The 23,618-nt window shown below is 62.5% G+C and carries 25 protein-coding genes, 2 tRNA genes and 1 pseudogene; 11 read left to right on the top strand and 17 right to left on the bottom strand.

Features of this window, described 5'->3' with window-relative positions; translation table 11 throughout:
* Positions 1 to 36 precede the first annotated feature (36 nt).
* Positions 37 to 1,905, bottom strand: a pseudogene (locus TX72_RS14925) (lytic transglycosylase domain-containing protein); the annotation flags it as partial.
* Positions 1,906 to 2,003: 98 nt separating this feature from the next.
* Between TX72_RS14925 and glmM the strand changes: the two are divergent.
* On the top strand, positions 2,004 to 3,392 hold the full coding sequence (glmM, locus tag TX72_RS01410) for a phosphoglucosamine mutase (protein ID WP_011127156.1): 1,389 nt from the start codon (positions 2,004 to 2,006) through the stop codon (positions 3,390 to 3,392).
* Here glmM and TX72_RS01415 read toward each other — a convergent pair.
* The 4 genes from TX72_RS01415 to TX72_RS01430 are packed head-to-tail and all read right to left on the bottom strand — an operon-like array spanning position 3,379 to position 7,601.
* Positions 3,379 to 4,317, bottom strand: a complete 939-nt coding sequence (locus TX72_RS01415) for a BadF/BadG/BcrA/BcrD ATPase family protein (RefSeq protein WP_011127157.1) — start codon at positions 4,315 to 4,317, stop codon at positions 3,379 to 3,381. The genes glmM and TX72_RS01415 overlap by 14 nt on opposite strands.
* On the bottom strand, positions 4,317 to 5,612 hold the full coding sequence (locus TX72_RS01420; RefSeq protein WP_011127158.1) for an IctB family putative bicarbonate transporter: 1,296 nt from the start codon (positions 5,610 to 5,612) through the stop codon (positions 4,317 to 4,319). Before TX72_RS01420 ends, TX72_RS01415 begins: the two co-directional genes overlap by 1 nt.
* Before the next feature lie 3 nt (positions 5,613 to 5,615).
* Positions 5,616 to 6,326, bottom strand: coding sequence for a tRNA (guanosine(46)-N7)-methyltransferase TrmB (trmB, locus tag TX72_RS01425; protein ID WP_011127159.1), 711 nt, complete (start codon positions 6,324 to 6,326; stop codon positions 5,616 to 5,618).
* Between the two features lie 3 nt (positions 6,327 to 6,329).
* Positions 6,330 to 7,601: an FIST signal transduction protein gene (locus tag TX72_RS01430; protein ID WP_011127160.1), complete on the bottom strand. Its 1,272-nt coding sequence runs from the start codon at positions 7,599 to 7,601 to the stop codon at positions 6,330 to 6,332.
* A gap of 47 nt (positions 7,602 to 7,648) precedes the next feature.
* Here TX72_RS01430 and TX72_RS01435 point away from each other — a divergent pair, with 47 nt between their 5' ends.
* Together TX72_RS01435 and TX72_RS01440 are read left to right on the top strand one after the other, a co-directional pair.
* Positions 7,649 to 8,284, top strand: a complete 636-nt coding sequence (locus tag TX72_RS01435) for a DUF3177 family protein (RefSeq protein ID WP_011127161.1) — start codon at positions 7,649 to 7,651, stop codon at positions 8,282 to 8,284.
* The gene (locus tag TX72_RS01440; protein ID WP_011127162.1) at positions 8,284 to 8,577 is read left to right on the top strand and encodes a DUF7734 family protein; all 294 of its coding nucleotides are present in this window, start codon (positions 8,284 to 8,286) and stop codon (positions 8,575 to 8,577) included. The genes TX72_RS01435 and TX72_RS01440 overlap by 1 nt, the downstream gene beginning before the upstream one ends.
* Here TX72_RS01440 and ileS read toward each other — a convergent pair.
* Positions 8,562 to 11,486, bottom strand: coding sequence for an isoleucine--tRNA ligase (ileS, locus tag TX72_RS01445; protein ID WP_011127163.1), 2,925 nt, complete (start codon positions 11,484 to 11,486; stop codon positions 8,562 to 8,564). The two genes, TX72_RS01440 and ileS, sit on opposite strands and share 16 nt — an antisense overlap.
* Before the next feature lie 27 nt (positions 11,487 to 11,513).
* Positions 11,514 to 12,011: a Ycf66 family protein gene (locus TX72_RS01450; protein WP_011127164.1), complete on the bottom strand. Its 498-nt coding sequence runs from the start codon at positions 12,009 to 12,011 to the stop codon at positions 11,514 to 11,516.
* A 55-nt stretch (positions 12,012 to 12,066) separates the two neighbouring features.
* Here TX72_RS01450 and TX72_RS01455 point away from each other — a divergent pair.
* Both TX72_RS01455 and crtR read left to right on the top strand, forming a co-directional pair.
* A tRNA-Leu gene (locus TX72_RS01455) sits at positions 12,067 to 12,148 on the top strand.
* Between the two features lie 52 nt (positions 12,149 to 12,200).
* Entirely contained in the window at positions 12,201 to 13,232 is a 1,032-nt protein-coding gene (crtR, locus tag TX72_RS01460) for a beta-carotene hydroxylase (RefSeq protein WP_011127165.1), read from the top strand.
* On the opposite strand, the gene gatC is transcribed toward crtR, so the two are convergent.
* The 4 genes from gatC to TX72_RS01475 are packed head-to-tail and all read right to left on the bottom strand — an operon-like array spanning position 13,233 to position 15,230.
* Complete coding sequence (gatC, locus tag TX72_RS01465) at positions 13,233 to 13,526, bottom strand: Asp-tRNA(Asn)/Glu-tRNA(Gln) amidotransferase subunit GatC (RefSeq protein WP_011127166.1); 294 nt, start codon at positions 13,524 to 13,526, stop codon at positions 13,233 to 13,235. It abuts the gene before it with no gap.
* Complete coding sequence (locus TX72_RS01470) at positions 13,523 to 14,311, bottom strand: creatininase family protein (protein WP_042502828.1); 789 nt, start codon at positions 14,309 to 14,311, stop codon at positions 13,523 to 13,525. The genes gatC and TX72_RS01470 overlap by 4 nt, the downstream gene beginning before the upstream one ends.
* 2 nt (positions 14,312 to 14,313) lie before the next feature.
* Entirely contained in the window at positions 14,314 to 14,457 is a 144-nt protein-coding gene (locus TX72_RS14335) for a DUF8629 family protein (protein WP_173358481.1), read from the bottom strand.
* Positions 14,458 to 14,510: 53 nt separating this feature from the next.
* On the bottom strand, positions 14,511 to 15,230 hold the full coding sequence (locus TX72_RS01475; RefSeq protein WP_144416549.1) for a queuosine precursor transporter: 720 nt from the start codon (positions 15,228 to 15,230) through the stop codon (positions 14,511 to 14,513).
* Positions 15,231 to 15,287: 57 nt separating this feature from the next.
* On the opposite strand from TX72_RS01475, the gene TX72_RS01480 reads away from it, so the two are divergent.
* Positions 15,288 to 15,896, top strand: a complete 609-nt coding sequence (locus TX72_RS01480; RefSeq protein WP_011127169.1) for a DNA-3-methyladenine glycosylase — start codon at positions 15,288 to 15,290, stop codon at positions 15,894 to 15,896.
* Entirely contained in the window at positions 15,896 to 16,945 is a 1,050-nt protein-coding gene (locus tag TX72_RS01485) for an aspartate carbamoyltransferase catalytic subunit (protein ID WP_011127170.1), read from the top strand. Before TX72_RS01480 ends, TX72_RS01485 begins: the two co-directional genes overlap by 1 nt.
* On the opposite strand, the gene TX72_RS01490 is transcribed toward TX72_RS01485, so the two are convergent.
* The 5 genes from TX72_RS01490 to TX72_RS01505 all read right to left on the bottom strand — a co-directional run bounded on the left by TX72_RS01490 (position 16,885) and on the right by TX72_RS01505 (position 19,497).
* On the bottom strand, positions 16,885 to 18,402 hold the full coding sequence (locus tag TX72_RS01490; protein WP_011127171.1) for an NAD(P)/FAD-dependent oxidoreductase: 1,518 nt from the start codon (positions 18,400 to 18,402) through the stop codon (positions 16,885 to 16,887). The two genes, TX72_RS01485 and TX72_RS01490, sit on opposite strands and share 61 nt — an antisense overlap.
* 73 nt (positions 18,403 to 18,475) lie before the next feature.
* The gene (locus tag TX72_RS01495) at positions 18,476 to 18,850 is read right to left on the bottom strand and encodes a DUF565 domain-containing protein (protein WP_042502832.1); all 375 of its coding nucleotides are present in this window, start codon (positions 18,848 to 18,850) and stop codon (positions 18,476 to 18,478) included.
* A gap of 174 nt (positions 18,851 to 19,024) precedes the next feature.
* On the bottom strand, positions 19,025 to 19,225 hold the full coding sequence (locus tag TX72_RS01500) for a DUF8635 family protein (RefSeq protein WP_011127173.1): 201 nt from the start codon (positions 19,223 to 19,225) through the stop codon (positions 19,025 to 19,027).
* 15 nt (positions 19,226 to 19,240) lie between these two features.
* Entirely contained in the window at positions 19,241 to 19,405 is a 165-nt protein-coding gene (locus TX72_RS14070; RefSeq protein ID WP_158305705.1) for a hypothetical protein, read from the bottom strand.
* A 19-nt stretch (positions 19,406 to 19,424) separates the two neighbouring features.
* Positions 19,425 to 19,497 (bottom strand) — tRNA-Ala (locus TX72_RS01505).
* Positions 19,498 to 19,550: 53 nt separating this feature from the next.
* Here TX72_RS01505 and isiD point away from each other — a divergent pair.
* On the top strand, positions 19,551 to 19,778 hold the full coding sequence (gene isiD, locus TX72_RS01510) for a protein IsiD (RefSeq protein ID WP_144416550.1): 228 nt from the start codon (positions 19,551 to 19,553) through the stop codon (positions 19,776 to 19,778).
* Positions 19,768 to 21,075: a bifunctional phosphopantothenoylcysteine decarboxylase/phosphopantothenate--cysteine ligase CoaBC gene (coaBC, locus tag TX72_RS01515; protein WP_011127175.1), complete on the top strand. Its 1,308-nt coding sequence runs from the start codon at positions 19,768 to 19,770 to the stop codon at positions 21,073 to 21,075. Before isiD ends, coaBC begins: the two co-directional genes overlap by 11 nt.
* On the opposite strand, the gene TX72_RS01520 is transcribed toward coaBC, so the two are convergent.
* A complete protein-coding gene (locus tag TX72_RS01520; RefSeq protein WP_011127176.1) occupies positions 21,032 to 21,460 on the bottom strand; it encodes a hypothetical protein in 429 nt (142 codons plus the stop codon). The two genes, coaBC and TX72_RS01520, sit on opposite strands and share 44 nt — an antisense overlap.
* Here TX72_RS01520 and psbO point away from each other — a divergent pair.
* Together psbO and sat are read left to right on the top strand one after the other, a co-directional pair.
* A complete protein-coding gene (psbO, locus tag TX72_RS01525) occupies positions 21,459 to 22,289 on the top strand; it encodes a photosystem II manganese-stabilizing polypeptide (protein ID WP_011127177.1) in 831 nt (276 codons plus the stop codon). The two genes, TX72_RS01520 and psbO, sit on opposite strands and share 2 nt — an antisense overlap.
* A 111-nt stretch (positions 22,290 to 22,400) precedes the next feature.
* The gene (gene sat / locus TX72_RS01530; protein WP_011127178.1) at positions 22,401 to 23,573 is read left to right on the top strand and encodes a sulfate adenylyltransferase; all 1,173 of its coding nucleotides are present in this window, start codon (positions 22,401 to 22,403) and stop codon (positions 23,571 to 23,573) included.
* Positions 23,574 to 23,618 lie beyond the last annotated feature (45 nt).

Genomic DNA, 23,618 nt, shown 5'->3' on the forward strand with positions numbered 1-23,618 from the left:
GGCGTATGGAATCCGCTCCACCCAGAGTTCGATGTCCTCGTCGTTGCGCGGCTGAGGCCAGGAACGCACCGTGCCAGGGCCGGCGTTGTAGCTGGCAATGCTGAGGAAAGCATCCTCTTCCCAGAGCTGCAGCAGTGATCTCAGGTACGCAGCCCCGAGGGAAATGTTTGTAGAAGGCTCAATCAGCTCATGCTCCGAAAGCGGTTTCCCGGCGACGGAGGCGGCCGTTGCGGGCATGAGTTGCATCACACCAACGGCTCCAGCCATGGAACGCACGCCTGGAGAAAAGCGCGACTCCTGTTTTGCGATGGCCAGTAACAACCTTGGATCCACCCCGTGCTGTGTTGATGCGGACTGGATGGCTTGTTGGAAGACGACAGGGTTCTGGCTCCGTTGCAGCAGCAGGCGCTGCCGACAGCTCGTTGGGACCCAGCGCACGCTGAGTCTCCAGAGCTGAGCGAGGCCGCGCCAGGGGTCATCCACGCTGAGCCGCAGTCGTCCCTCCACTAGCTGCTCCTCTGCTGCCAAGGGGTCTCGGGGATCACGCAGGGACAGCCAGGCATCCCATGCCTGTTCGGTTAGCCCCAGCCTCCAGAGGGTGTTCACCTCTTGATAGCGACTGTTGAGAGGAGCCCACTCGGAGACGGGCAGGGTTGTTGATGGTTTATTCAGATGCAGGGGCTTGGCTTCACCCAGATGCACTTCTGCCCGCCAGCGGTAATACCCCGGGGGGTGGGTTTCGATCAATCGCCGCCAATGGTTTCTGGCGGCGGTGCTGTTGTCTGTCCGTTCTTCGCTGAGCCCCAACCAGAACAGTTGCCGTGCTTCCAGAGGAGGCGGCAGGGTGCCTGAAGGCAGGGCCATCAATAGGTCCCGGGCCCGTTCCCACTGCTTATCGAGCAGGGCAAAGCGAGCTTCATCCCACTGCAGCTGCCAGCTGTCGCGGTCGTCAGGCCAGCGTTTGAGCACGTTGATGGCGCCCCTGCCGGCATTGAGCCGAACCTGTGCCGCGGCCACAGCAGCGGAGCGCTCCGCCAGGGATGGCGGAATGGCTTCCACTCGTGCCGGGTCCGGCAGCAGGGGCTCCATCAGCAGACGAACAGCCTCATCACTGGCCAACGATTTCGGCTGTTGCTGGGTGAGCTCCAGCAGCATCTGTTCCCCTTCAATGTGTTGCTCCTCACCACCCCGCAACAGGGCCCGCCCCACGGCGAGCGCTGTCTCCGCTTCAGCTGCTTCCCCTTGCAGACAGTCCAAGGCGGAGGATCCGGCCCCGAGCATGGCCAAGGCCCAGGCAAGGCTCTGTCGCTCTGCCGGAGTCGGCTCACTTGCGCTGCAGGCTGATTTCAGTCGGTCCATCGCGCCCGGCCAGCGCCAACCCCAACGCGCCAGATGGTGTGCCCCTTGATGCCCCCGTTCCGGGGTTGGCTCCAGGGCCACGGCGGTGGCCAGGGCTGCGGGGTGGGAGGGATACAGCTCAAGCAGCTCCTGACGCCGGACAGGGAACTGCTGCCGGGCTCTCGCGCTCACGGTTGTCTCCGGAAAGCGGCTCAGCAGTTGTTGCCAGAGAACGTCTGCCCCCTCGTCATTCCCCTGGCGCTGCTCTCTCTCGGCGGCAAGGGCCAGAGCAACGGCGGCCAGGGGATCGTCTCCCCAACCCTGCCCAGCCAGGGTCGGACTGCTTTTGGCCATCAACAAGGCCGCTTCACGCCGGCGCAGAGGATCCACCGACCATCGATAGGTCTGCCACAACTGGATCGGTGTCGTCTTGGGGGTCAGCGCTGGCTGTCGTTCCCGCAGCAGGCGCTGGCCCATGACGGTGATCGTCAGGCTCAGTCCGGCCGTTGTGAGCAGAAGGGCGAAGAGGTTCCGGGGTCCTGCGGGCACGCTGTCGCCGGAACTCATCACATTCTGCGTCCCGCTGAGGGCGGCAGGTCACCTGTCACCTGGGATGCGGAGCGCTCGGCCCATGGTTTGTAGTCTTCGATCCACGATTGAGACCCATGGTTCAACGCGCCGTCCCGTCGATCGGGCCCTCGCTCGGGTCTTCAGCGCCAGGTTTCGGCACGGACGGCATCCGGGGACGTGCCGGCACCGAGCTCTCACCGGCCCTCTGTCTGCAGGTGGGTTACTGGATCGGTCGCGTGCTCAAGGCCGATGGTCCGGTGTTGATCGGGATGGATTCCCGCAGCAGCGGCAGCATGCTGGTGGCGGCTTTGACCGCAGGACTGACGGCGGCGGGTCGAGATGTCTGGGAGCTTGGCCTCTGTGCCACGCCGGCGGTTCCCCTGCTGATCCGTGAGGTGGGTGCCGCCGGTGGATTGATGGTCTCGGCCAGTCACAACCCCCCCGCCGACAACGGCATCAAGGTGTTTGGTGCCGATGGCACGAAGCTGAGCGCCGAGCGTCAGGCCCGGGTGGAGACCGGCCTGCGGGGTGAGGTCGAGGACGATGGCCCCAGCCGCTGTGGTCGCTCGGTTCAGCGGCAGGACCTGCTCAGGTCGTATCAGGACAAGTTGCTGAGTTCGGTGGGGGATCGGCGGCTCAATGGTGTCCCGATCGTTCTTGATCTCTGCTGGGGTTCAGCGACGGCCTGTGCCGCTGAGGTGTTTCAAACCCTCGGCGCAGACCTGACGGTGCTGCATGGCCAGCCGGATGGGGAACGGATCAATGTGGCTTGTGGTTCAACTCAGCTGGATCCCCTGCGCCAGGCCGTGGTGGCCCAAGGGGCGGTGATGGGCTTCGCCTTTGACGGTGACGCCGATCGGATGCTGGCGGTCGATGCCCGCGGTCGGGTGGTTGATGGAGACCATGTGTTGTACCTCTGGGGATCGGTGCTCCAGGACCAGAAGGCGCTTCCCGGCGATCGACTGGTTGCCACGGTGATGTCCAACCTGGGATTTGAGCGGGCCTGGGAGCGTCGCGGCGGTGAACTTGAGCGCACGCCCGTCGGCGACCAGCATGTTCATGCCGCGATGGTGGCCAACGGTGCAGCCCTTGGGGGTGAGCAGTCTGGCCACATCTTGGCGGCATCCCATGGGCTCTGCGGTGATGGGGTGCTGACGGCGCTGCAGCTGGCGACGCTGTGCCATGGCCAGGACATCGCCTTGAGCGACTGGTTGGATCGCAGTTTCAAGGCCTATCCCCAGAAGCTGGTGAATGTGACGGTTCCGGACCGAGCCCGCCGCAAGGGATGGTCCAGTTGCATGCCGCTTCAGGAGGCGGTGCTACAGGCGGAGGCGAGCATGGGTGCAGCTGGGCGGGTGCTGGTGCGGGCCAGCGGCACCGAACCGGTACTGCGGGTGATGGTGGAATCAGAAGACCAGTCGCTGGTGGACCGCTGGACCCAGCATCTAGCTGCCATGGCCGACGAGCACCTCAACGCGGCCTGAGCACCAGCTCGCGGGCCATGGTGAGTGCGCCCCAGCAGGCATCGGAGGCAGCTGGGGCCCAGCGTGCGCCCGGGATCTCAGCGATGATCCCCACCTCAACCGCCCGTTGGACGCTGCCCTGGTGTTGCAGCACGCCGCCGAGCCCCGCCACCGCCGGCTGCGGTAGCGCGAGTTCCCTGGCCACGGTGGCAGCGCAGCTCACCAGAGCCGAAGCTGATCGTTGGAGGATGTCCTGAGCGGCCGGAAGGCCTGCATCAGCCGCTGCGACCAGCAGTGGTGCCAGGGCGGCCAGGTCCGCAGCAGTGCGCGACGGTTGAACCACCCAGGCTTTGACATCGGTATGGTCGCGGCAGCCCAGCTGCTCCCACATCCGCTGGCGCAGGGGGTGGTCCGGCCGTCGCCCATCGGCCATCTGCAGGGTGAGTTGCAACCCCTGATGGCCCAAATCAAAGGCGGAACCCGCGCCATCGAGCATCCAGCCCCAACCCCCGCAGCGGTGTTCTTTCCCCTGGTGGTCTCTGCCGAGGCAGATCATGCCGGTGCCGCTGATCAGGATGATTCCATCCCCGTCAGGGAAGGCTCCCCGCAGCGCGGTGCGCTCGTCGCCCGTGGCCAGGACTCTGTCCTCGGGAAGAGACAAGGCATCTGCCAGCAGGGCAGTGGCTTTCGGTTGCAGGGCTGAGCCCTGCTCGATTCCGCTGGCACCGATCACGGCGGCATCCAGTCTTCGTTCCCCTTCACCCTCAAAGGCGGATGTCAGGCTGGTGAGCACGGCCTGACGGAACCGCTCAGCTCCGCCAGAGGCCTCGAGGTGGGACACCCCAGGACCTGAACTCTCACCGATGATCTGCCAGCCGACCTCTTGCCAGAGGCAGACCCGGCAGCGGGTGCTGGTCTGGCCGGCATCGAATCCTGCGAGCAGCATCAATCCCGCAACCAGGTGGCGCCGAGGCTGGCGAGAGCGAACCAGCCGATCAGTTGCACCTCCGGCCGGAAGAAGATCGTGTCTGTGATGCCTTGGGTGAGCAGCCCGGCGATGGCGGCGAGGCTGCCGATGGCGATCAACCCCTGCTGCCCGTGGATGCGGAGGCCGCGCTGGATGCTGCTCAGCAGCAGTCCCAGGCAGGCCAGCAGCCCAGGGATACCGGTCTCAACCAGGATCTCCAACGGCACGGAGTATGCGCTGAGGGCATCGAACTTCGGCTGCTGATACAGCGGATAGATGCTGTTAAAGGCGGCATTGCCGGGCCCGATGCCGAGCCAGGGGCGGTCCTGAACCATCTCGATGGCCGCCAGCCACACGTTGATACGGAAGTTGTTGGAGCTGTCACCGCGACCAGCCACCAGGCTCAGCACCCGGGTGCGGATCGGGTCCAGTTGGGTGATCGCCAGGGCCAGCGCGATGCCGGCGATCAGTAGGGCGGCCAGGGGCAGCAAACGTCGCCACAGCGGCGGCCAGTGGGCTGTAGTTCTGAGCAGGATCAGCATGCCCGCCAGGGCCAGGGCCGCCAGCAGGCCCAGCCAGCCTCCACGGCTGTAGGTGAAGACGGTGGCGCTGCCCGCCAGCAGCGCCGTCACCGCAGCGAGGAGGCGACAACTCAGCCGCTTCCAGCGCAGTACTGCAATGCACGCCAGGGGCACCAGCGGCAGGAGATAGCCCGCCAGAAGGTTGGGGTTACCGAGTGGTCCGTAGATGCGAATCGTGCCGGCACTGACGGAGTTGGGATCGGCCCAGCCGGCGAGCTCGTCGGTGGAGGCATACAACTGCCGCAGTGCCAGAACACTGCTGAATAGCCCTCCCCCCAGCAGCGCGGCCAGCAGTCGGTCCCACCAGACGATCTGCCGTTCCAGCAGGGTACGCATCAGGGCGTACACGCCCAGATAGCTGGTCAGCTTCAGCAGGCCTTTGGCGGCAGCGATCGGAACGGGGGAGAAGCCTGTGCAGACCCAGGCGATGGCGAGGTACAGCAGCACCCAGCGGCTGATGGCACCGAGGCGTTTGGCGGGGGTGATCAATGACCACAACAGCCAAAGCAGGCCAGCCGCTGCAAGTTCCAGCCCCAGGCCACTGCGGCTGACGAACGGCAGGCTGCCTAGCAGCAACATCAGCACCACGCCCGACAGCAGCTCCAGCCGTTGCTGCACGGACGCTGTTGGCGTCAGACACCCCTGCCAACGCAGCAGCAAAGGGATGGATCGCTGATCTGTGGCATCGGCCATCGCTCAGATGTCGGTGAAGACCGTTTCAGCGGGATTATCGAGCTCCTGCCAACGGCTTTTCAGTGCCTCTGGATCAGGGAGTGGAGATGCGTTGCGTCGATACAGCACGCGGTACACCGGGAGGTTCTTCTCAAGAACGTATTGCTCCCGTTCCGTGGGAACGGGGAGTGGGTTGTCTGCCCGCCAAGGTCTGGCATCCGATTCCGGCCGAGTGAAACAACCGCTGAGTTCGGTGAGGGCGACCATCGGTTCGATGACTGCCAGCACGTCGCTCTGCAGAAACAGCTCCCGCCCGGGCTGAAGAGCGGCTGCGATGGCCAGCAGCAGGGCCGGCTGCAGCACCCGCCGCTTGCGATGCCTCCGCTTGAACCATGGGTCGGGGAATTGCACTGAGACCCGCTGCAATCGGTCGTTCGGCAGCGCTGCAAGCCAGCTCTCCAAGCTGATGTTGGCGTTGCAGAACAGCACCCGCACATTGCCGCTGCCGCTGTTGAGGGCATCACGGTCGGCGGCGGTTACCAGGGGGCGACGGATCTCCACGCCCAGGTGGTTCCAGCCGGGGTTCAGTTCAGCCAGGCCCAGGATGCAGCGTCCACGGGCACAGCCGATGTCGAGGTGAATCGGTTGCTCGGGATGGTCGAACAGCTCACCTGGAGATGGCAGCTGCAGCGGCAGCTGGAAGAAGCGGCTAAGGGGATTGACGTGCTGGCGCAACGCTCAATCGGCATTGGAGGGTGGATCCTGCCTCAGCAACCCCCAACAGGCGGTGTAGCCATGAAGATGCGTGGATCCCGCTACTGGACCGATTTCCCCGTTGCAGAAGGCACCGGCCATCGGCAGGTCCGGCATCACGGTGCGGCCCAGGTTCACATCTCCATCCGGTTGACCGAATAATCCCTGGCCACGCCCCAGGCAGGCCATCAGCAGGCCGAACAACGGCGCTGATCCAGCGCTTTCGGTGGAAGAGCGCAGCAGGCTGAGCGCTTCGTTGCGGGAGGCATCGGCCTCCCGCAGCTGGAACTGGACATTCATGCCGGGGCGCACCCGATCAGCGACGGCAACGGCGCCGTTGTTGGGGTCCACCCCAATCAGATTGCGGACCAGAAAGGCTCCACCGGCAGCATCCAGACGGTTGGGCGTGAGCTGCAGGTTGCGGCGTTCGATCCCGAGGAAGAGGGAGTGACGCACCTGATCCCGTTCCTCCTCGCTCAGGTCGGCAAGGATTCGCTGCAGGCAGGCCACTGGAGTGTCACGACGCTCGCCATCACTGAGTTCCAATACGACGTTGCGTTGGACCTGTTCGATCGCAAAAACCGGACCGATCGGTCTGCACCCCTGAGCCACCACGCTGTCCAGTCGCCAATCGCCGCCGATGGAACAGATCACCGCACCGGTCACTACCCGGTCATCGAACAGCAATGAGCCGTGGGGCGCATTGTGCGGGCAGGCGATCCCGCCAATTTTCTCGGCGCCTGGAAAGGCGTAGTCCATGCCGCTGATCAGATCGTTGATGTTGCTGCTGGTGGGATCGATCAGCAGGATCTGGCTGCGGCAGTGCTGGGGGTTGAGGCCACTCCACTCCTGCCATGTCTGTGCTGAACCGTCGAGATCCGGCAGTGAGGTCGTGGAAAGAGCCACGCTGTCGATCGCGGCCCCAGGCAGACTCAGCAGAGTCACGCTGAGGGACGGTGCCTGCTCGATTTCGGCGGCAGTGCCGTCAGCTCGGGTTCCAACAACGCCCCCGCCGGCTGCTCCGAGCCAGTGCCTGGAGCTCAACTCCCGTCGTAAGAGGGGCAATAACCGTGGCAGATCGCTGGCGTAGGCGGTCGACGCGAACACCAGAGCAAGATCTGCTTCTCCGCGCCGGCCCAACTGGCTGACCACATCGCGAACGGCTTCCTCCATGGAAGGGCGAGTGGAGAGGGCCGACCGACAACTGGGTGTTGAGGTTGCTGCTCGGAACCAGTCGAGAGGAGAGAACGTGCCCATGAACTGGACCCTATCAATCCCCGGCAGCACGGTGCTGGAGATCGATAATGGCTCGACTCCTAGTTGCCGTTGTGAACGAGCTTTCCTACAGGGCCCTGGTGTGGCTCACCTACAGGCTGGCGGCGTCGGTAGCCCTGGGATTGCCTCTGGTGCTGCTGATCTGGTCAGCCTGGCGGCGTGAACCTGTGGTGCAGCGACTGCTGGGTTTGTATTGGAAAGTGGCCAGCTTGATGGGGATCAGCCTGCTGTTGCTCACCGATGAGCGCCCGCTGGGTTATGTGACCGCTCTGGTCGCCCCCGTGCTGATGGTGGTGAGTGTCTGGTTCTGGGTGGACCTCAACGAGGAACTGGCGGACCAGCCCCCCTGGCGCCCCTTGCCGCTGACGGTGCGTCTCTGGCGATGGGCCCTCAGCGGATTTGGTGTGATCAGTTTGGTGATGACTGCCACGGGGCTGCGATGCATGCAGTCCCAATCCAGCCCTGACTGCTCCGCCTGGCTGGAAGCACCGCAGGGCATTCATCGGGGGGTTGAAACGGTGTTTGATTTCGTTTTTGGAGGTCAGTGGACTGAGGCCGTCGCGGCGTTCGTCGGTTATGTGGCGCTGGTGGCTTACCTCGCTGGACTGCTCCAGTGGCTACTGGTGCGTTTACCCCGCTACGGCCGTGTCGCCGGTGAGTTCTGATGACCGATATCGAGCTTGTTCAGCAGCTGGAGGAGCGCAGCCGACTGGATTCAGAACGAGTTGTTCGATTGACGGGGAATGTGGATGGTGAGCCGTTCGAACTGTTGATTTTTAGAGGCTTCAGCAGCAGCACGACCCATCCCACCGCCTTTGATCCCGATGCCTCGGTGTTGCCTCCTGAAACTCGGCTGGAGCAGGTGGAACTGCTCCAAGGACCGCTGAATCCAAGCAACGCTGTTGTGTTGGCAGGGCCAATGTCACCGGCTGATCTGCTGGTTCAGACCAACTGGTGAGTCCGGCGCTCCAGAACGCCGACGCAGCGACCGCAGATGTGGGCATGGTCTGGATGCTGCCCCACGTCTCCCTCGTAGTGCCAGCAGCGCTCACATTTGGTTCCCCGCGCTCGGCTCACCTCGATCAACGCGAGCTCGTCCTCGTGGTTGGAGAGCACTTCAGCCCAGGGCTCTCCCCCCAGCTGTAACTGGGACACCAGCAGCCAATCCCGCAGACCATCCACGTCAGGATCACCGTTGTCGTTGAGCCAGGACAGGGCCGCTTGCAGCTCGGGGCTACGAGCGTCGATGCGTACAGCTGCCTCCAGGGAGGCACCAAGCTCCTGCCGGCCGCGGCAATCCTCCAGCACTTTGTTGACCGCCGCCCGTAGATCGCGGAGTTGCTGCACGGGTGCAGAGAGCGTGTCGTTCCGCCAGTCGCTCGGAATTGTGGGCCAACCGCGCTGAAACACGGAAGTTTCCTGGACCGGGTAGGGGAGGTTCTGCCAGATGTCCTCGGCCATATGGCACAGCACCGGAGCAATGAAACCTGCCAGCCGCTCAATGATTAAAGCCATCACGGTCTGACAGCTGCGTCGGCGCTGGTCAGTTGGGGCACTCACATACAAGCGGTCTTTGGCGATGTCGAGGTAGAAGTTGGAGAGGTCGGTGACGCAGAAGTTCTGCAGCAGCTGGAAGAAGCGGAAAAACTCGTAGCTCTCGAAGGCTTCTGTGATCTCATGCATCACCTCGGCGGTGCGCTGCAGCATCCAGCGGTCCAGCAGCGGCAGGTCCGCCACCGCAATGGCATCGGAGGCGGGGTTGAAGTCGTGCAGATTGCCGAGCAGGTATCGGCTGGTGTTGCGCACTTTCCGGTAGACGTCCGCGAGCTGACGCAGGATTCCGGCGCCGATGGGCACATCGGCGGAGTAGTCCACCGAGCTCACCCAGAGCCGCAGCACATCAGCGCCGTAGGGAGGCTCCTGCTTCTGGTTCTTGCCCCCCTCGATGATCACCATCGGATCAACGACATTGCCGAGGGATTTGCTCATCTTTCGCCCCTTCTCGTCGAGGGCGAAACCATGGGTGAGCACGCGTTTGTAAGGGGCATGGCCGTTGACGGCCACGGAGGTGAGCAACGAGCTCTGGAACCAGCCGCGGTGCTGATCGGATCCCTCGAGGTAGAGGTCGGCGGGGTAGCTCAGCGACTCTCGCTGGCTTGACACGGCAGCCCAGCTGGATCCTGAGTCAAACCACACGTCCATGGTGTCGGTGCCTTTGCGCCATTGATCGGCCTGGTTGGCGTAGGCGGGTGGCAGCAGATCGGTTTCGTCTTTTTCCCACCACACGTCGGCACCGTGGGAGGCGATCAGCGTTTCGATATGGCTCAGGGTGTCGGCGTTGAGCAGCACCTCGCCGTTGCTGTGGTGATAAAAGACCGGGATCGGCACTCCCCAGGTGCGTTGGCGGGAGATGCACCAGTCCCCCCGCTCCTTCACCATTGCCTCGATCCGGTTGCGGCCTGATGCAGGGGTCCACTGCACCTGGTCGATGGCGTCGAGGGCGTCCTGGCGGAAGCCCTCCACCGACGCGAACCACTGTTCCGTGGCGCGGAAGATGGTGGGTTTCTTGGTGCGCCAGTCGTAGGGGTAGCGGTGGCTGTAGGCCTCCTGCTTGAGCAGTGCTCCGGCTTGCTCGAGGGCCTCGATGATCCCTGGATTGGCGTCCTTGAGCACGTTCAGGCCTGCGAAAGGACCTGCCTCTGCGGTGAGGGTGCCGGCTTCATCCACGGGGCACAGCACGGGCAGGCCGTGCTTCTGGCCGGTATGAAAGTCGTCGACGCCGTGCCCCGGGGCGGTGTGCACCAAGCCCGTGCCGGATTCGGTGGTGATGTACTCGCCGCCGATCACGACGGGGCTGGTGCGATCCAGCAGCGGGTGCCGATAGATGAGCCCAGCAAGCAGGGCACCTTTCACCGTGGCGCGGTGCTTGAGAGGACGCTCCAGGGTTGTGGAAAGCGACTCGATCAGATCGGCTGCCACCACCAGCATCCGGCCGCTGCCATCGTCGACCAGGGCGTAGTCGAGCCGTTCGTTGACGGACACCGCCAGGTTGGCCGGCAAGGTCCAGGGGGTGGTGGTCCAGATCGCCACTTGAAGGGCCTGCCTAAGGGCGTCCGTCTCGGTGGGCAGTTCCAGGCCCTCCGCCTTGAGTGCATCCCGCAAGGGGGTAGGAACCTCCATCGCCGGAAACGCCACATAGACGCTGGGGCTGGTGTGGCCGTCAGGGTATTCCAGCTCGGCTTCGGCCAGGGCGGTGCGGGAACTGGGGCTCCAGTGCACGGGCTTCAGGCCCCTGTAGATGTGGCCCTTGAGCACCATCTCGCCGAACACCTTGATCTGGGCGGCTTCGTACTCCTTCTGCAGCGTGAGATAGGGCTGCTCCCAGTCGGCCCAGATGCCCCAGCGCTGGAAGCCCTTCATCTGGCCATCCACCTGCTTGCGGGCGTAAGCAGCGGCTTTCTTGCGCAGTTTGATCGGTGTCAGCGCTTTGCGCTGTTCCTGATCCATGGACTGCAGCACCTTGAGTTCGATCGGCAGGCCGTGGCAGTCCCAGCCGGGCACGTAGCGCACCCTGCGGCCCTTGAGCACCTGATACTTATTGATCACATCCTTGAGCACCTTGTTGAGGGCATGCCCCATGTGCAGGGCCCCGTTGGCATAGGGCGGTCCGTCGTGAAGGGTGAACGTGGGCCCGTCGTTCTGGAGCCCCAGCTGTCCATCGATGCCGTTGTCGCTCCAGAAGGCCTGCAGTTCCGGTTCGCGCTTCACCGCATTGGCGCGCATGCCGAAACCGGTCTGCAGCAGGTTGAGCGTGTCCTTGTAGGAGGGACGTCCCTCAGCGGCGGCGTCGCGCGTCTCCTTGCTCACAGGGTCCCTGGTCTGGCCTGGGGATTATCAGTCTTCACCCTCGCTACTGGTGGGTTCAGGGCTGGGCTCGGGCATGGGAGACGGTTCCGCCTGCGTTGTGTCCACTGATTCGGGGCGCACCCACTTTTTGCCGGACACGCCTGATTTCCCTGCGGGCTTCAGTTGTTTGGCGATCCCGCCGAGGCCTTCCGACAGACCTCCGGCGGCCGTGCCGAGCTGGCGTAGACCCGTCAGCCAGTGATCGACGGAACGCAGCCGGGCCTGTTCGTCTTCCCCGAGAGCGCGCCAGCGCGCCTGTCCCACTTCCGCACTGAGTCGACTGACTAGAAGGCCGCCACAGAGCACCGCCAACATCGGCGCTCCTCGCAATCGGTCGCTGCTGGTTACCAATACCAAACCTAGCAGCAGAACAATGGCCCCCCACACGCCGTCTCGCGGTCGGCTCAGTTCCACCGCCAGCAGCGGCAGCAACAGCAGAGCGAGACCGAACAGCAGGCAGACGTCGCCACTCAGGGTCGCAAGCATCAGTGGTGCTGAATCATCTGCTTCATTGTGGATCGCTCCGTAAGCTCGGGGTACAGCCCATCTGGCGGAATTGGTAGACGCGCTGGTTTTAGGTACCAGTGGCCTTGGTCGTGGGGGTTCAAGTCCCCCGGTGGGCATTCCTTTCTCTACCTTGGTTGCGGACTGTTTCAGCTTCGCCCTGATCTCCGGATGACCCAGAGCTCTGCTCTCCATCAGCAGCCTCGTCCGGTCAGCACGGGGTATCGATCTGTTCCACGCGAGTTCGTGGATCCACCCCCCGCGTGGAATCCCACCGTGGCTCTGTTCCTTGGCGGATATGGGCTGGCTGCCTTCACGATCTGGGGGTGGTTTCTGGGCGGTCTGCCGCTGCCGGTTCTGTTGTGCACAGGCTTCCTGGCCCTGCACCTGGAAGGAACCGTGATTCACGACGCCTGCCACAACGCAGCCCACCCCAACCGTTGGCTCAATCAGGCCATGGGGCATGGCTCAGCGCTGTTGCTGGGCTTCAGCTTCCCAGTCTTCACCCGTGTGCACTTGGAACATCACGCCCATGTGAATGATCCCAAGAACGACCCTGATCACATCGTCAGCACCTTCGGGCCGCTGTGGTTGATCGCACCACGCTTTTTTTATCACGAGTGGTTTTTCTTCCAGCGGCGGCTCTGGAGGCGCTGGGAATTGATGCAGTGGGGATTGGAACGCAGTGTTTTTGTCGTGATTGTGCTGTCGGCAGCGCGATTTGAATTTCTGCCCTTCATTTTCAACTGCTGGTTCGCTCCAGCCCTGATGGTGGGTGTCACCCTGGGGCTCTTTTTTGATTACTTGCCCCACCGGCCCTTCACATCGCGAAATCGCTGGACCAATGCCCGGATCTACCCGGGACGTCTGATGAATTGGTTGATCATGGGGCAGAACTATCACCTGGTTCATCATCTCTGGCCATCAATTCCCTGGTTCGAATACAAGCCCGCCTACGAAGCCACAAAACCTCTGCTCGATTCCAAGGGTTCACCTCAGCGTCTTGGGATATTCGAGACTCGCCGCGATGGATACAACTTTCTCTACGACATTCTTGTTGGCGTGCGCAGTCACAAACGCCGTCGAGGAAAAATGCGGCGAGCAGCACGTTTCATGCCAATGAGATCTTTCCAGCGTCACTGGTTGGGATTCGTTGATCGTATTGCGATCAAAACCGAACCTCGCCGCCCTCTTAAGCGCTGATCAATCCGCCAGAATTTTCGGGACGCGGAAGAAATCCCCCTCCCGCTGGGGAGCTTGATTCAGGATGTCCTCTCGGACGGGAGTTGGGGTGACGCCATCCTCACGGGTCACGTTGGTGACCTCCACGGCGCGGGTGGTTTCAGGAACGCCTTCGGTATCAATACTTTCCAGCTGACCGACGTACTCGAGGATTGACTCCAGCTGACCGGTGTAGGTGGCGATCTTCTCTTCAGGCAGATCAAGGCGGGCCAGCTTGGCCACTTTGCGTACGTCGTCAGCGGAGATCCGGCTCATGTCTCGCTCAGGAAACTGCGGAGATCTTCGCTCAGCGCGGTCGCCGCTGTCTCGAGCAGAGCGGCACCATGCTCAGCGGTGGCCAAAGATGGATGTGATCCCATTCGACCGTCCGGGTGCCGCCGTCTGAAGTCCTCGGGGCTGTGGATGGGCCCAGCAGGAGCTGGATCCGGCAGGGGCCGCTGCTTGGTTTGAAGGCTCGGCTCCACCTGCAGGGTCACAGCAATCTCGCTCGGGGTGGCGTGGTGGCCTTCCTTGTTGCCGTAGAGGTCGCGAGCCTGCCGCATCACCGGCCCGGCCATGAACCAGTTGGCCAGTCGGCAACGGAGCTGCGGTGCCACGGGCAGGTCTCGGCTGGCCGCCGTGCCATGGGCCTGAGCGAAGGCGGCCTTGGTGGTGGCGATGTTGCCGCCATGGCCATTGATCACAAACACCCGTTCAAAACCGTGGCGCGCCAACGACAGCACCAGGTCGTGCATCACCGCCAGCAGAGTGGCCGGTTGCAGGCTCATGGTGCCGGCGAAGCCGAGATGGTGTTCAGCCATGCCAAAGGCCTGAGCTGGAGTCACCAGCACCCCAGTGCGACGACCCACCTCCAGCGCCACGGCTTCCGCTGTGAGTGCATCGGTGCCGATGGCACCGGTGGGGCCATGCTGTTCGGTGGATCCGAGGGGAACGATCACTCCTTTGCAGGTCTTGAGGTAATCGTCGACCTCGGGCCAGCTGCGCAGGGCCAGACGGATGGCTTCGGTGCTGTCGAGAGGGCCGCGGAGGCTTGCAGTCATGCTCAGTGGGCGGTGCCGTTGCCGTCGTATTTGTCGGTGTTGTAGTACCCGCCGCGGGTCCCGAAGAACAGGCAGGCCAGAGGGAACAAAACGATGCTGCCCAGCAGCACCGTGCCGAGATTGAAACCTGAGAGGGCCGCGTTCATGACTCATCCACGAATGCATCCAGCTTGGCGAGACCGCCGTGCTGTTGCAGCGTTCAGCCTTGATCTGTCGCGTCCTCGCTGTCTTGCAACGGCAGGTCAAGCCAGCGACGCAGCCATCCCGTGAGCCAGATAAACGGCAAGGTGTCGGCAAGAGCCGCCAGCACCTTGAACAGATAACCGCTGCCGATGAAGGCGACCAGTTGTGGCATCACAGCCTTGTCTGCCTGGATTGGCAGCACGTGGGCGCCGTAGTGACTGATCAGCACCACAGCGCTGGTGTCCACCAACTGGCTGATCAGGGTGGAGCCGTTGTTGCGCAGCCACAGGGCATTGCCGTTGGTGAGGGTTTTCCAGAAATGGAACAGCCGCACATCAACAAACTGTGCTGTCAGATAAGCCACCATCGAGGCGCCCACTGAACCAAAACTGAGCTGTTGGATGGTGCGGAAGGTGCTCTCGTCGCTGCCAGCCAGGGCCGGGAAGAGCCCCCCCAGCCAGAGGATCAGCAGCACCCAGCCGTTGAGCAGCAGCCCCACCCACACCACTTGATTGGCTTTTTGTTCCCCCCAGAGTTCGCTGATCAGATCGGTACACAAAAAGGTGATCGGATACGGAAGCGCACCAACGGCCACAACAATCGGCCAACTGCCAATGCTGCCCAGCTGCAGAAAGCGCGTCAGGCCAAGGATGTTGAGCATCCCAAGCGTTCCCAGGAACAGGCCGGCCAGGACGAGGAACACGCCATCTCGCCGGCTTTGGACTGGGCTTGTCACAGCCTGAGTGCTCTGGATGTCTCAAGGCTGATCGAGTCGTGTCAACCTGTCATCAGGATGGAACCAATTCCGGCACCTTTTTTTGCTCGACCAGCGGAGGTCGTGGGCCCTGAACTAATTGGTTGCCTTCTGGTGAAACGCCAAGAGGACGGCAGCCTGCTTTGGGGCGTGATCGTTGAAACGGAGGCGTATTCCCAGGACGACCCCGCCTGTCATGGTTACCGGAGGCGGACGCCCCAAAATGAAACCCTGTTCGGTGAGCCAGGGCGTTTTTATGTGTATGTGAGCTACGGCATCCACCAGTGCGTGAATGTGGTCACTGACCGATCTAACTGGGCGAATGGGGTGTTGCTCAGGGCTGCAGCTCTGCCTGGTGAGCCTGAGCGGGTTGCGGCAGGCCCTGGTTTGCTGGCCCGGCGCTTTGGGCTCACCCGCAGCAATGACAGTTGGCCGGTGACGGGCGAACATGACTTGTGGCTGGCGCCACGCCTGGCCTCGTTCGACAGCCCGGAGCTTGTGACGACCACGCGCATCGGTATCTCTCAGGGGCAGGACCTGCCACTGCGTTGGTATTTCCGTCTGAGCCGCAGCGTGAGTCGCCGAGCCAAGGGTGATCGCACTCCGAGCCTGTCGCAGGCTTGGTTCCCATCGCCTGAGTTCGGCTGATGAGCGGTTGGCACCATCGCCACATTCTCGATCTGGCGGCCTTCTCCAGGGAGGATTACGCCGCCGTGCTCGATCTGGCTGAGCGGTTTCGTTCCCTGCCTGTCACCGGTGCCCGCAAACTCCCGGCTTTGCAGGGCCGTTTGGTGGCGACCCTGTTCTTCGAGCCCAGCACCCGCACCCGCAGCAGCTTTGAGCTGGCCGCCAAGCGCCTCTCCGCTGATGTGCAGAGTTTTTCGCCCTCCAGCAGCTCTCTGAGTAAAGGGGAAAGCGTGCTGGATACTGCCCGCACCTATGTGGCGATGGGCGCGGATGTGTTGGTGGTCCGTCATCGTTCCACCGGGGTTCCCCAGCAATTGGCGGAGGATCTGGAGTCGGCAGGGGAGCGCACGGTGGTGCTGAACGGCGGTGATGGCCTGCACAGCCATCCCAGCCAGGGATTGCTGGATCTGCACACCCTGGCCCGTCACTTCGCACCGCAGCATCCGATGCCGGAAGCCTTGCAGGGGCGACGGATCGTGATTGTCGGCGACATCCTGCACTCCCGGGTGGCCCGCTCCAATCTCTGGGCCCTCACCGCCTGCGGTGCTGATGTGGTGCTCTGCGGCCCGCCGAGTTTGGTGCCTGACGCCTTCCGTGCGTTCGTGGAGGCTCCGCCGCCAGGGCAGTCTGCGGATCCGGTTCCACAGCGCGGATCGGTGCGGGTGGAGCGGCGTCTGGAGCGTGCCTTGCCCGGCGCGGATGCGGTGATGACGCTGCGTCTGCAGAAGGAACGGATGACACAGCAGCTGCTGACGGGGTTGGAGCGCTACCACCGCGATTTCGGGCTGAGCCATGAGCGGCTCAGCCTGTGCGGCCAGCCAGTGCCGGTGCTTCATCCCGGTCCGGTCAACCGTGGCGTTGAGATGACCGGAGCGCTGCTGGATGATCCGTCGATCTGTCTGGTGGAGGAGCAGGTGCGGAACGGTGTCCCGATCCGCATGGCCTTGCTTTACCTAATGGCTGCGGCTGAATCGGCTGCGGAATCGACCCTGGTATCAATCAGCTCCTGAGGCTGGGGATGTCCCGTTATCTGGTGGGAGTCATAATTCATGTCTGCCTTGATGGCGGCATCAGGCTCGGCGATCGACACGCCTTCGCCGGCTTTCATCGGGAAGTGCGCGTCCACGGCATCGAGGGCCATGTGTTGGCTGGGCATGCCAGTGAGCAGGATGGCCGCCCGTTGCTGGGTCAGTAAGGCGAAGATCCACTTGATTGACAGCGAAATGCGGTTCTCCCAATCAGGGATTAACACCAGGTGCACAAAGGCCCAGAGAATCCAGCCAATGCCATCGGCGAAGTGCAGTCCGCGCAGATCGGCGACAGCACTGGCGCGATCAAGCACGGCCATGCTGCCGAAATCGAAGTAACTGAATGTCGGCCTTGGCCTGTCAGCAACGATGGCGGCGATGTCTTTCCCGATGAAGGTCCCGGCCTGTTTGGCAGGGGCAGCCATGCCGGGGAGGGGTTTGCCGTTGGATGTGTGGCTGTAGCTGCTGAGATCACCGGCGACGCGGATCTCCGGATGATCAGCGATGGAAAAGTCGTGTTGAACGATCACGCGACCGCCGCGGTCGACCTCGCAACCTGTGGCTTCAGCCAGCTTCTTGCCGAGGCTTGACGCACGCACGCCGGCGGTCCAGATGACGGTGGCTGCTTGAAGGCGGACGTCGCCATCGGGTGTTCCGACGATGACTTCACCCGGCCGCATGGTCTGCACACGACCCTTGGGCAGAAACTCGATGCCGTCCGCTTCCAGCGACTTCAGAGCTGCGGACGACAACATCTCTGGCATGGCTCGAAGCACCCGATCACCTGGATCGACCAGCACGATCTGGGTTTTGTTGGGATCGAGCTGTTTGAAGGCGTTGTTGAGGGCCCAGCGCATCAGCTCGGAGACAGCCCCGGCCATTTCACAGCCGCTGGGGCCAGCCCCCACGATCACCACGGTCTGGAGAAACTGGCGAGCTTCCGGGTCTGGTGTCTGCTCCGCCTGTTCCATCGCCATCAACAGGCGTCGGCGGATCTCTTCCGCATGCTCAAGGATCTTCATCGGAGGCGCAAAGGTTCGCCATTCGTCGTGGCCGAAGAAGGTGCTGCCGGATCCTGTGGCCAGGACCAGGTGGTCGTAGCTGTAGGCCTTGCCGTTGAAGACGATCTGCTTGCCTTCGGGGTAGACGTTGGTGACTTCCCCCAGCAGCACTTGAACGTTGTGTTGCTTGCCAACCAGCTCGCGCAGGGGCGTTGCGATGTCTCCACGGGACACCAGACCCGTGGAAACCTGACATAGCAACGGCTGAAACAGGTTGAAGTTGCGCTTATCAATCAGCGTGATGCGCACATCGGCATTGGCCAGAGCCTTGCAGGCATGCACTCCGGCAAAACCGCCGCCGACGATCACCACATGGGGGGCATGGTGAAGACATTCTTCGGGAGGTTCCAGTTCAAGGAAGAAATGGCTGCCTGCCATGGCAACGGGGAGAAGTCTTAGCCGAAGGGTATGGAGTGGATTCCGATTTGCCCGTGCTCAGCGCAGCGTCACATCACAGCAATTTGAACGCTTCAAGAAACAGCCCGTAAAGGAGGCCGATTCGGCTCACGGTTAGCACTTGCTGGAGAAGTGTTGATGGACCAACGATGCGGAGTCGCACGGTGGCTTCCGTGCCGAGAACAACAATCAAGGCTCCGACGGGATCCATTTGACCCAGAACTCCAGCGACGGAGGTGATGGCACTGCCAACCAAGAAACCAAAAAGGGCAGCGATGCAGAGAACCGACAGCCGTCTCCATGGATTACCAGCCCACGTTTCCAGCTGTTGAACGAGACCCCCGAAACTTCGTTGCAGACGGGTCGACTGGGGTTGCACGATCGGTTGCCGTGGGAAAAGGGGCAGGGAAGAACTTCTGGTGATCCCCATCACCCAGCCAGAGCCCTGCCAGACATGGTCTACACCACATTCAGTGGTTGTGCATGTGTCAAGACCTACAGATAGCGGAATTCAAGAAAAACCCGGGAGTTGCCCGGGCCGGGGGATGGGGACTGACGCAGCAAAACCTGTCGATTCCCCTTTGGCAACCCGCTTGCCAGAGGGTCAGCTGGACTCAGCTTTCGCTTTTCTGGACGACTTGCCCTCGAGCAGTTCCAGAAGGGCTTCCATTTGCGCCATCACACCGCGCACTTCTCCGGACTCAGGTAGTAAGCCGTCTTCCATGACGCCCTGATGCATTTCTCTCAGCTCCTGGCGGATGTAGCGCAGGTGACTGACGACCTGCTCACGTTTCGATTGCGACATCGACAACAGGAAATTTCACTCTTCCCTTTTACCCCATGGTGTGTCATGCCGGTGGCGAAGCGGACGATTGCCGGCATTCAGCCCTGCCGCCAGGCTGAGCACGGTGAAGGTGAGCAGCGCATCAGGTCGCGCCAGCACCGCAAGCATCACGACAACACCGAGGATCCAGCACCGACCCATCGGAACCGCAAGAGTGGTATGGAGAATAGGGGATTCGAACCCCTGACCTCTGCGGTGCGATCACAGCGCTCTACCAACTGAGCTAATTCCCCGCGAAGCAACGCTAGCGCTGAGCCACACTTGAATGGTCAGGCCCGATGCAGTGATGACCACCGCTCCAGGATCAGCCACCCCGATCACCCCCGAACGCCTGGCGCAGTTCGATGAGGAGTCGATCGCCGTGTTGGCGAGACGATTGGACGATGACGACTACCCGACGCCATTTGCAGGGTTGTCGGACTGGCATCTGCTCCGGGCCCTGGCCATTCATCGCCCTGAACTCACGGCCCCCTACGTGCATTTGGTCGATCAGGAACCTTTTGATGAGGACTGAGGTCTCCACACCTCTGAAGGGGCGCCGTCTTTTGGTTGCCGTCAGCGGCAGCATCGCTGCTGTGAAAACACCGTTGTTGGTCAGTGCCCTGGTGAAGGCAGGAGCTGAGGTGCGCTGTTTGGTCACGCCCAGTGCGGCAAAGCTGGTCAGTCCGCTTGCTCTGGCGACCCTGAGTCGCCATCGCTGCTACACCGAGAACGTTGAATGGGACTCCTCTTGCAGTCGGCCGCTGCACATTGAGCTGGCGGAGTGGGCGGAACTCGTGCTGCTGGCTCCCCTCAGTGCCACGAGCCTCAGTCGCTGGAGCCAGGGGTCTGCCGATGGCCTTCTCGCCAGCGTCTTACTTGCTTGCGAATGTCCTGTGCTGCCAGCCATCGCCATGAACACGGCGATGTGGAGTCATCCCGCCGTCCAGCGCAACTGGCAGATCGTGCAGACCTTCCCAGGTGTGGTTCCCCTGATGCCCCAGCCAGGTCTCCTGGCCTGCGATCGCCTCGGTGAAGGGCGAATGGCGGATCCGATGCTGATCGAGCTGGCGGCCAGCAGCCTGTTCAGCCGCTGCGATGCCGGGCCCGTTGCAACGCAGGACTGGAGCGGACGCCGACTCCTGGTGTCGGCTGGGCCGACCGTTGAGCCCATCGATCAGGCACGTCTGATCACCAACCGCAGCAGTGGTGCCATGGGCGTGTTGCTGGCCCAAGCTGCGCGTTTGCGAGGGGCAGAGGTGGTGTTGGTCCACGGCCCTCTGCAGGTGCCGGAGCCCTGGTTGGAATCCCTTCACTGCCATCCGGTCAGCAGCGCTGCGGAGATGCAGGCGGTGCTGGAGCAGCAGCAGCCCGGTGTGGATGCGATCGCTATGGCGGCAGCGATCGCAGATCTCCGCCGCGATGCAACCGCCAACGGCTCTGCAGATGGAAAGGTATCCAAGGCGAACCTGGCGGTTCAGCTCACCGATGGTTGGGAGTTAGTGCCCGATCTGTTGCAGGGTTTGGCTGCCCGGCGTCCAGCCGGGCAATTGATCCTTGGTTTTGCTGCCTTGACCGGTGATGACAACGTCTTGCGCCGTATCGGAGAGGAGAAGCGACTTCGTAAGGGATGTGATCTGTTGCTGGTCAATCCCATTGACCGGCCGGGCCAGGGATTTTCCATGCCCTACAACGGCGGCTGGCTGTTGGGGGATGGATGGACCAAGCAGCTTCCGGTGACCGGAAAGTTGCAGCTGGCCCATCAGCTGCTGGATACTCTTCTTGACGTCAGCCAGCAAGTCCCGTCGAGTCCTGTCCCAGCAGGTCAATGAAGGTGCGCAACTGAAGCCTTGGGATGTAGGGCCAACCGCCGCTTTTCTCCATGGTTTGGAGCAGAGAAAACAGCTTTTGGCGATTTTCTGGAAGGCTCTGGCGGAACTGACCCTCCTGCACATCGCGATGGACAGCCTCTAATTCCCGCAGCAGCAGCAGCAGGTTGTCGGGACTGTTCTGTTCCTGATCCGCCAGCGCACGCAGTTCCTGAAGCAGTGGTGCCAGCCGGTCGTGCAGTGGTTGGTGCTCTTGGCTGTCCAAAGGACTCCTGAAAGATGTTGAGAGCTGCGAAAGGCTAGCCGTGATGCCGGTTTGAGCCCTGTAGGATCCGCGACTGACGGTGATCCCCGTCTGTACAGCGTTCAGCCCTCCGGCTTCTCCCATGCGCATCCGTCCTCTGCTGGCCGTCGTGCTGGCGCTCTGCCTCGCTTTCTTCACCACGGCCTGCAGTGGCGACAGTGAAGCTGTTCAGCGTGGCGCGTCCAACGTCACCTACGACGACATCCACAACACCGGTAAAGCCAACGATTGCCCCACGATTGGCGATTCCGCCCGTGGTTCGATCGCTCTGAGCGTTGGCGGCAGCTACGAACTGCGTGATGTCTGCATGCATCCCGTGCAGGTGTATGCCAAGGAGGAGCCCAAGAACGTGCGCCAGCAGGCCGAGTTCGTTGAGGGCAAGATTCTGACCCGTTACACCTCCAGCCTTGACGAGGTCTACGGCGATCTGAAGGTGACCGAGTCCGGACTCGAATTCCAGGAGAAAGGCGGCATCGACTTCCAGCCCATCACCGTTCTGGTGCCCGGCGGTGAAGAGTTCCCCTTCACCTTCTCCAGCAAGTCGCTCAAGGCCACTGCCGATGGTGACGCTCTGACCACCAGCACGGATTTCGAAGGCACCTACCGCACCCCCAGCTACCGCACCAGCAACTTCATCGATCCCAAGGGACGGGCTTTGACAACTGGTGTGCAGTACGCCCAGGGTCTGGTGGCTCTCGGCGGTGACGACGAGCAGTTGGAGAAGGACAACAACAAGCGCTACATCGATGGCGTCGGCACGATGAGCTTGTCCATCACCAAGGTTGATCCTGAAACCGGTGAGTTTGCCGGTGTGTTCAGTGCCATTCAGCCCTCCGACTCCGACATGGGCGGCCGTGAAGTGGTGGATATCAAGATCACCGGTGAGCTCTACGGACGGCTTGAAGAGGCCTGATTCCAACGATCAGTCGTTTCAACGTCATCAAGGGGGCTTCGGCCCCCTTTTTTGATGCCTGGTGACAAATCGCGATGATCTGGGAGAATCGCCCGGACTTCAGGCCTTGCCATGACCGCCAGCGCACCTGCTTCTGCCCAGCGATCCGGTGTGATTGCTCCCTACGGCGGGTCCCTGGTGGATCTGATGGTGCCTCAGGAGGAGCGGGAGGCCGTCAAGGCCACGACCACCAAGTCGCTGGAATGCTCCGATCGCAATGCCTGCGATGTGGAACTGCTGGTGGTGGGTGGTTTCTCCCCCCTCCGCGGCTTCATGCATCAGGAGGACTACGACGCTGTGGTGAGCGGCCATCGCCTGGTGGCCGGTCAGCTGTTCGGGCTGCCGATCGTGATGGACACCGACCGTGAGGACGTGGTGGTCGGCGACACAGTGCTACTGACGTACAAGGGTCAGAACTTGGCTGTCCTGCAGGTGGAAGCCAAATGGGAACCCAACAAGGTGGTCGAGGCCAAGGGTTGTTACGGCACCACATCGATCGAACACCCAGCGGTGCGGATGATCACCATGGAGCGCAAGCGCTTCTACCTGGGTGGCAGTCTTAATGGTCTTGAACTGCCCCAGCGTGTCTTCCCCTGCAAAACACCGGCAGAGGTGCGCGCCGGCCTGCCCGACGGTGAAGACGTGGTGGCCTTCCAGTGCCGCAACCCGATCCACCGTGCCCACTACGAGCTGTTCACCCGCGCCCTGCACGCTCAGAACGTGAGCGAGAACGCCGTGGTGCTGGTGCATCCCACCTGTGGCCCCACCCAGCAGGACGACATTCCCGGTGCAGTGCGCTTCCAGACCTATGAACGTCTGGCGGCTGAAGTGAATAACGATCGGATCCGCTGGGCCTATCTGCCCTATGCGATGCACATGGCGGGTCCTCGCGAGGCCCTGCAGCACATGATCATCCGCCGCAACTACGGCTGCACCCACTTCATCATCGGCCGCGACATGGCGGGATGTAAGTCCTCCCTGACTGGTGACGACTTCTACGGCCCCTATGACGCCCAGAACTTCGCCAAGGAATGCGCTCCTGAGCTGACCATGGAAACGGTGCCCTCCTTGAACCTCGTTTATACCGAGGAAGAGGGATACGTCACCGCCGAGCACGCCGAAGCCCGTGGCCTGCATGTGAAGAAGCTCAGCGGTACGCAATTCCGCAAGATGCTGCGCGGCGGCGAGGAAATCCCCGAGTGGTTCGCCTTCAAGAGCGTGGTTGAGGTGCTGCGCGCCGCCTGATCCCTTAGGACCCGTTTAACATTCCTTCATCTGAGCGACGAGAGC

The sequence above is a fragment of the Parasynechococcus marenigrum WH 8102 genome (genome assembly GCF_000195975.1).
Classification (GTDB): Bacteria; Cyanobacteriota; Cyanobacteriia; order PCC-6307; family Cyanobiaceae; genus Parasynechococcus; species Parasynechococcus marisnigri.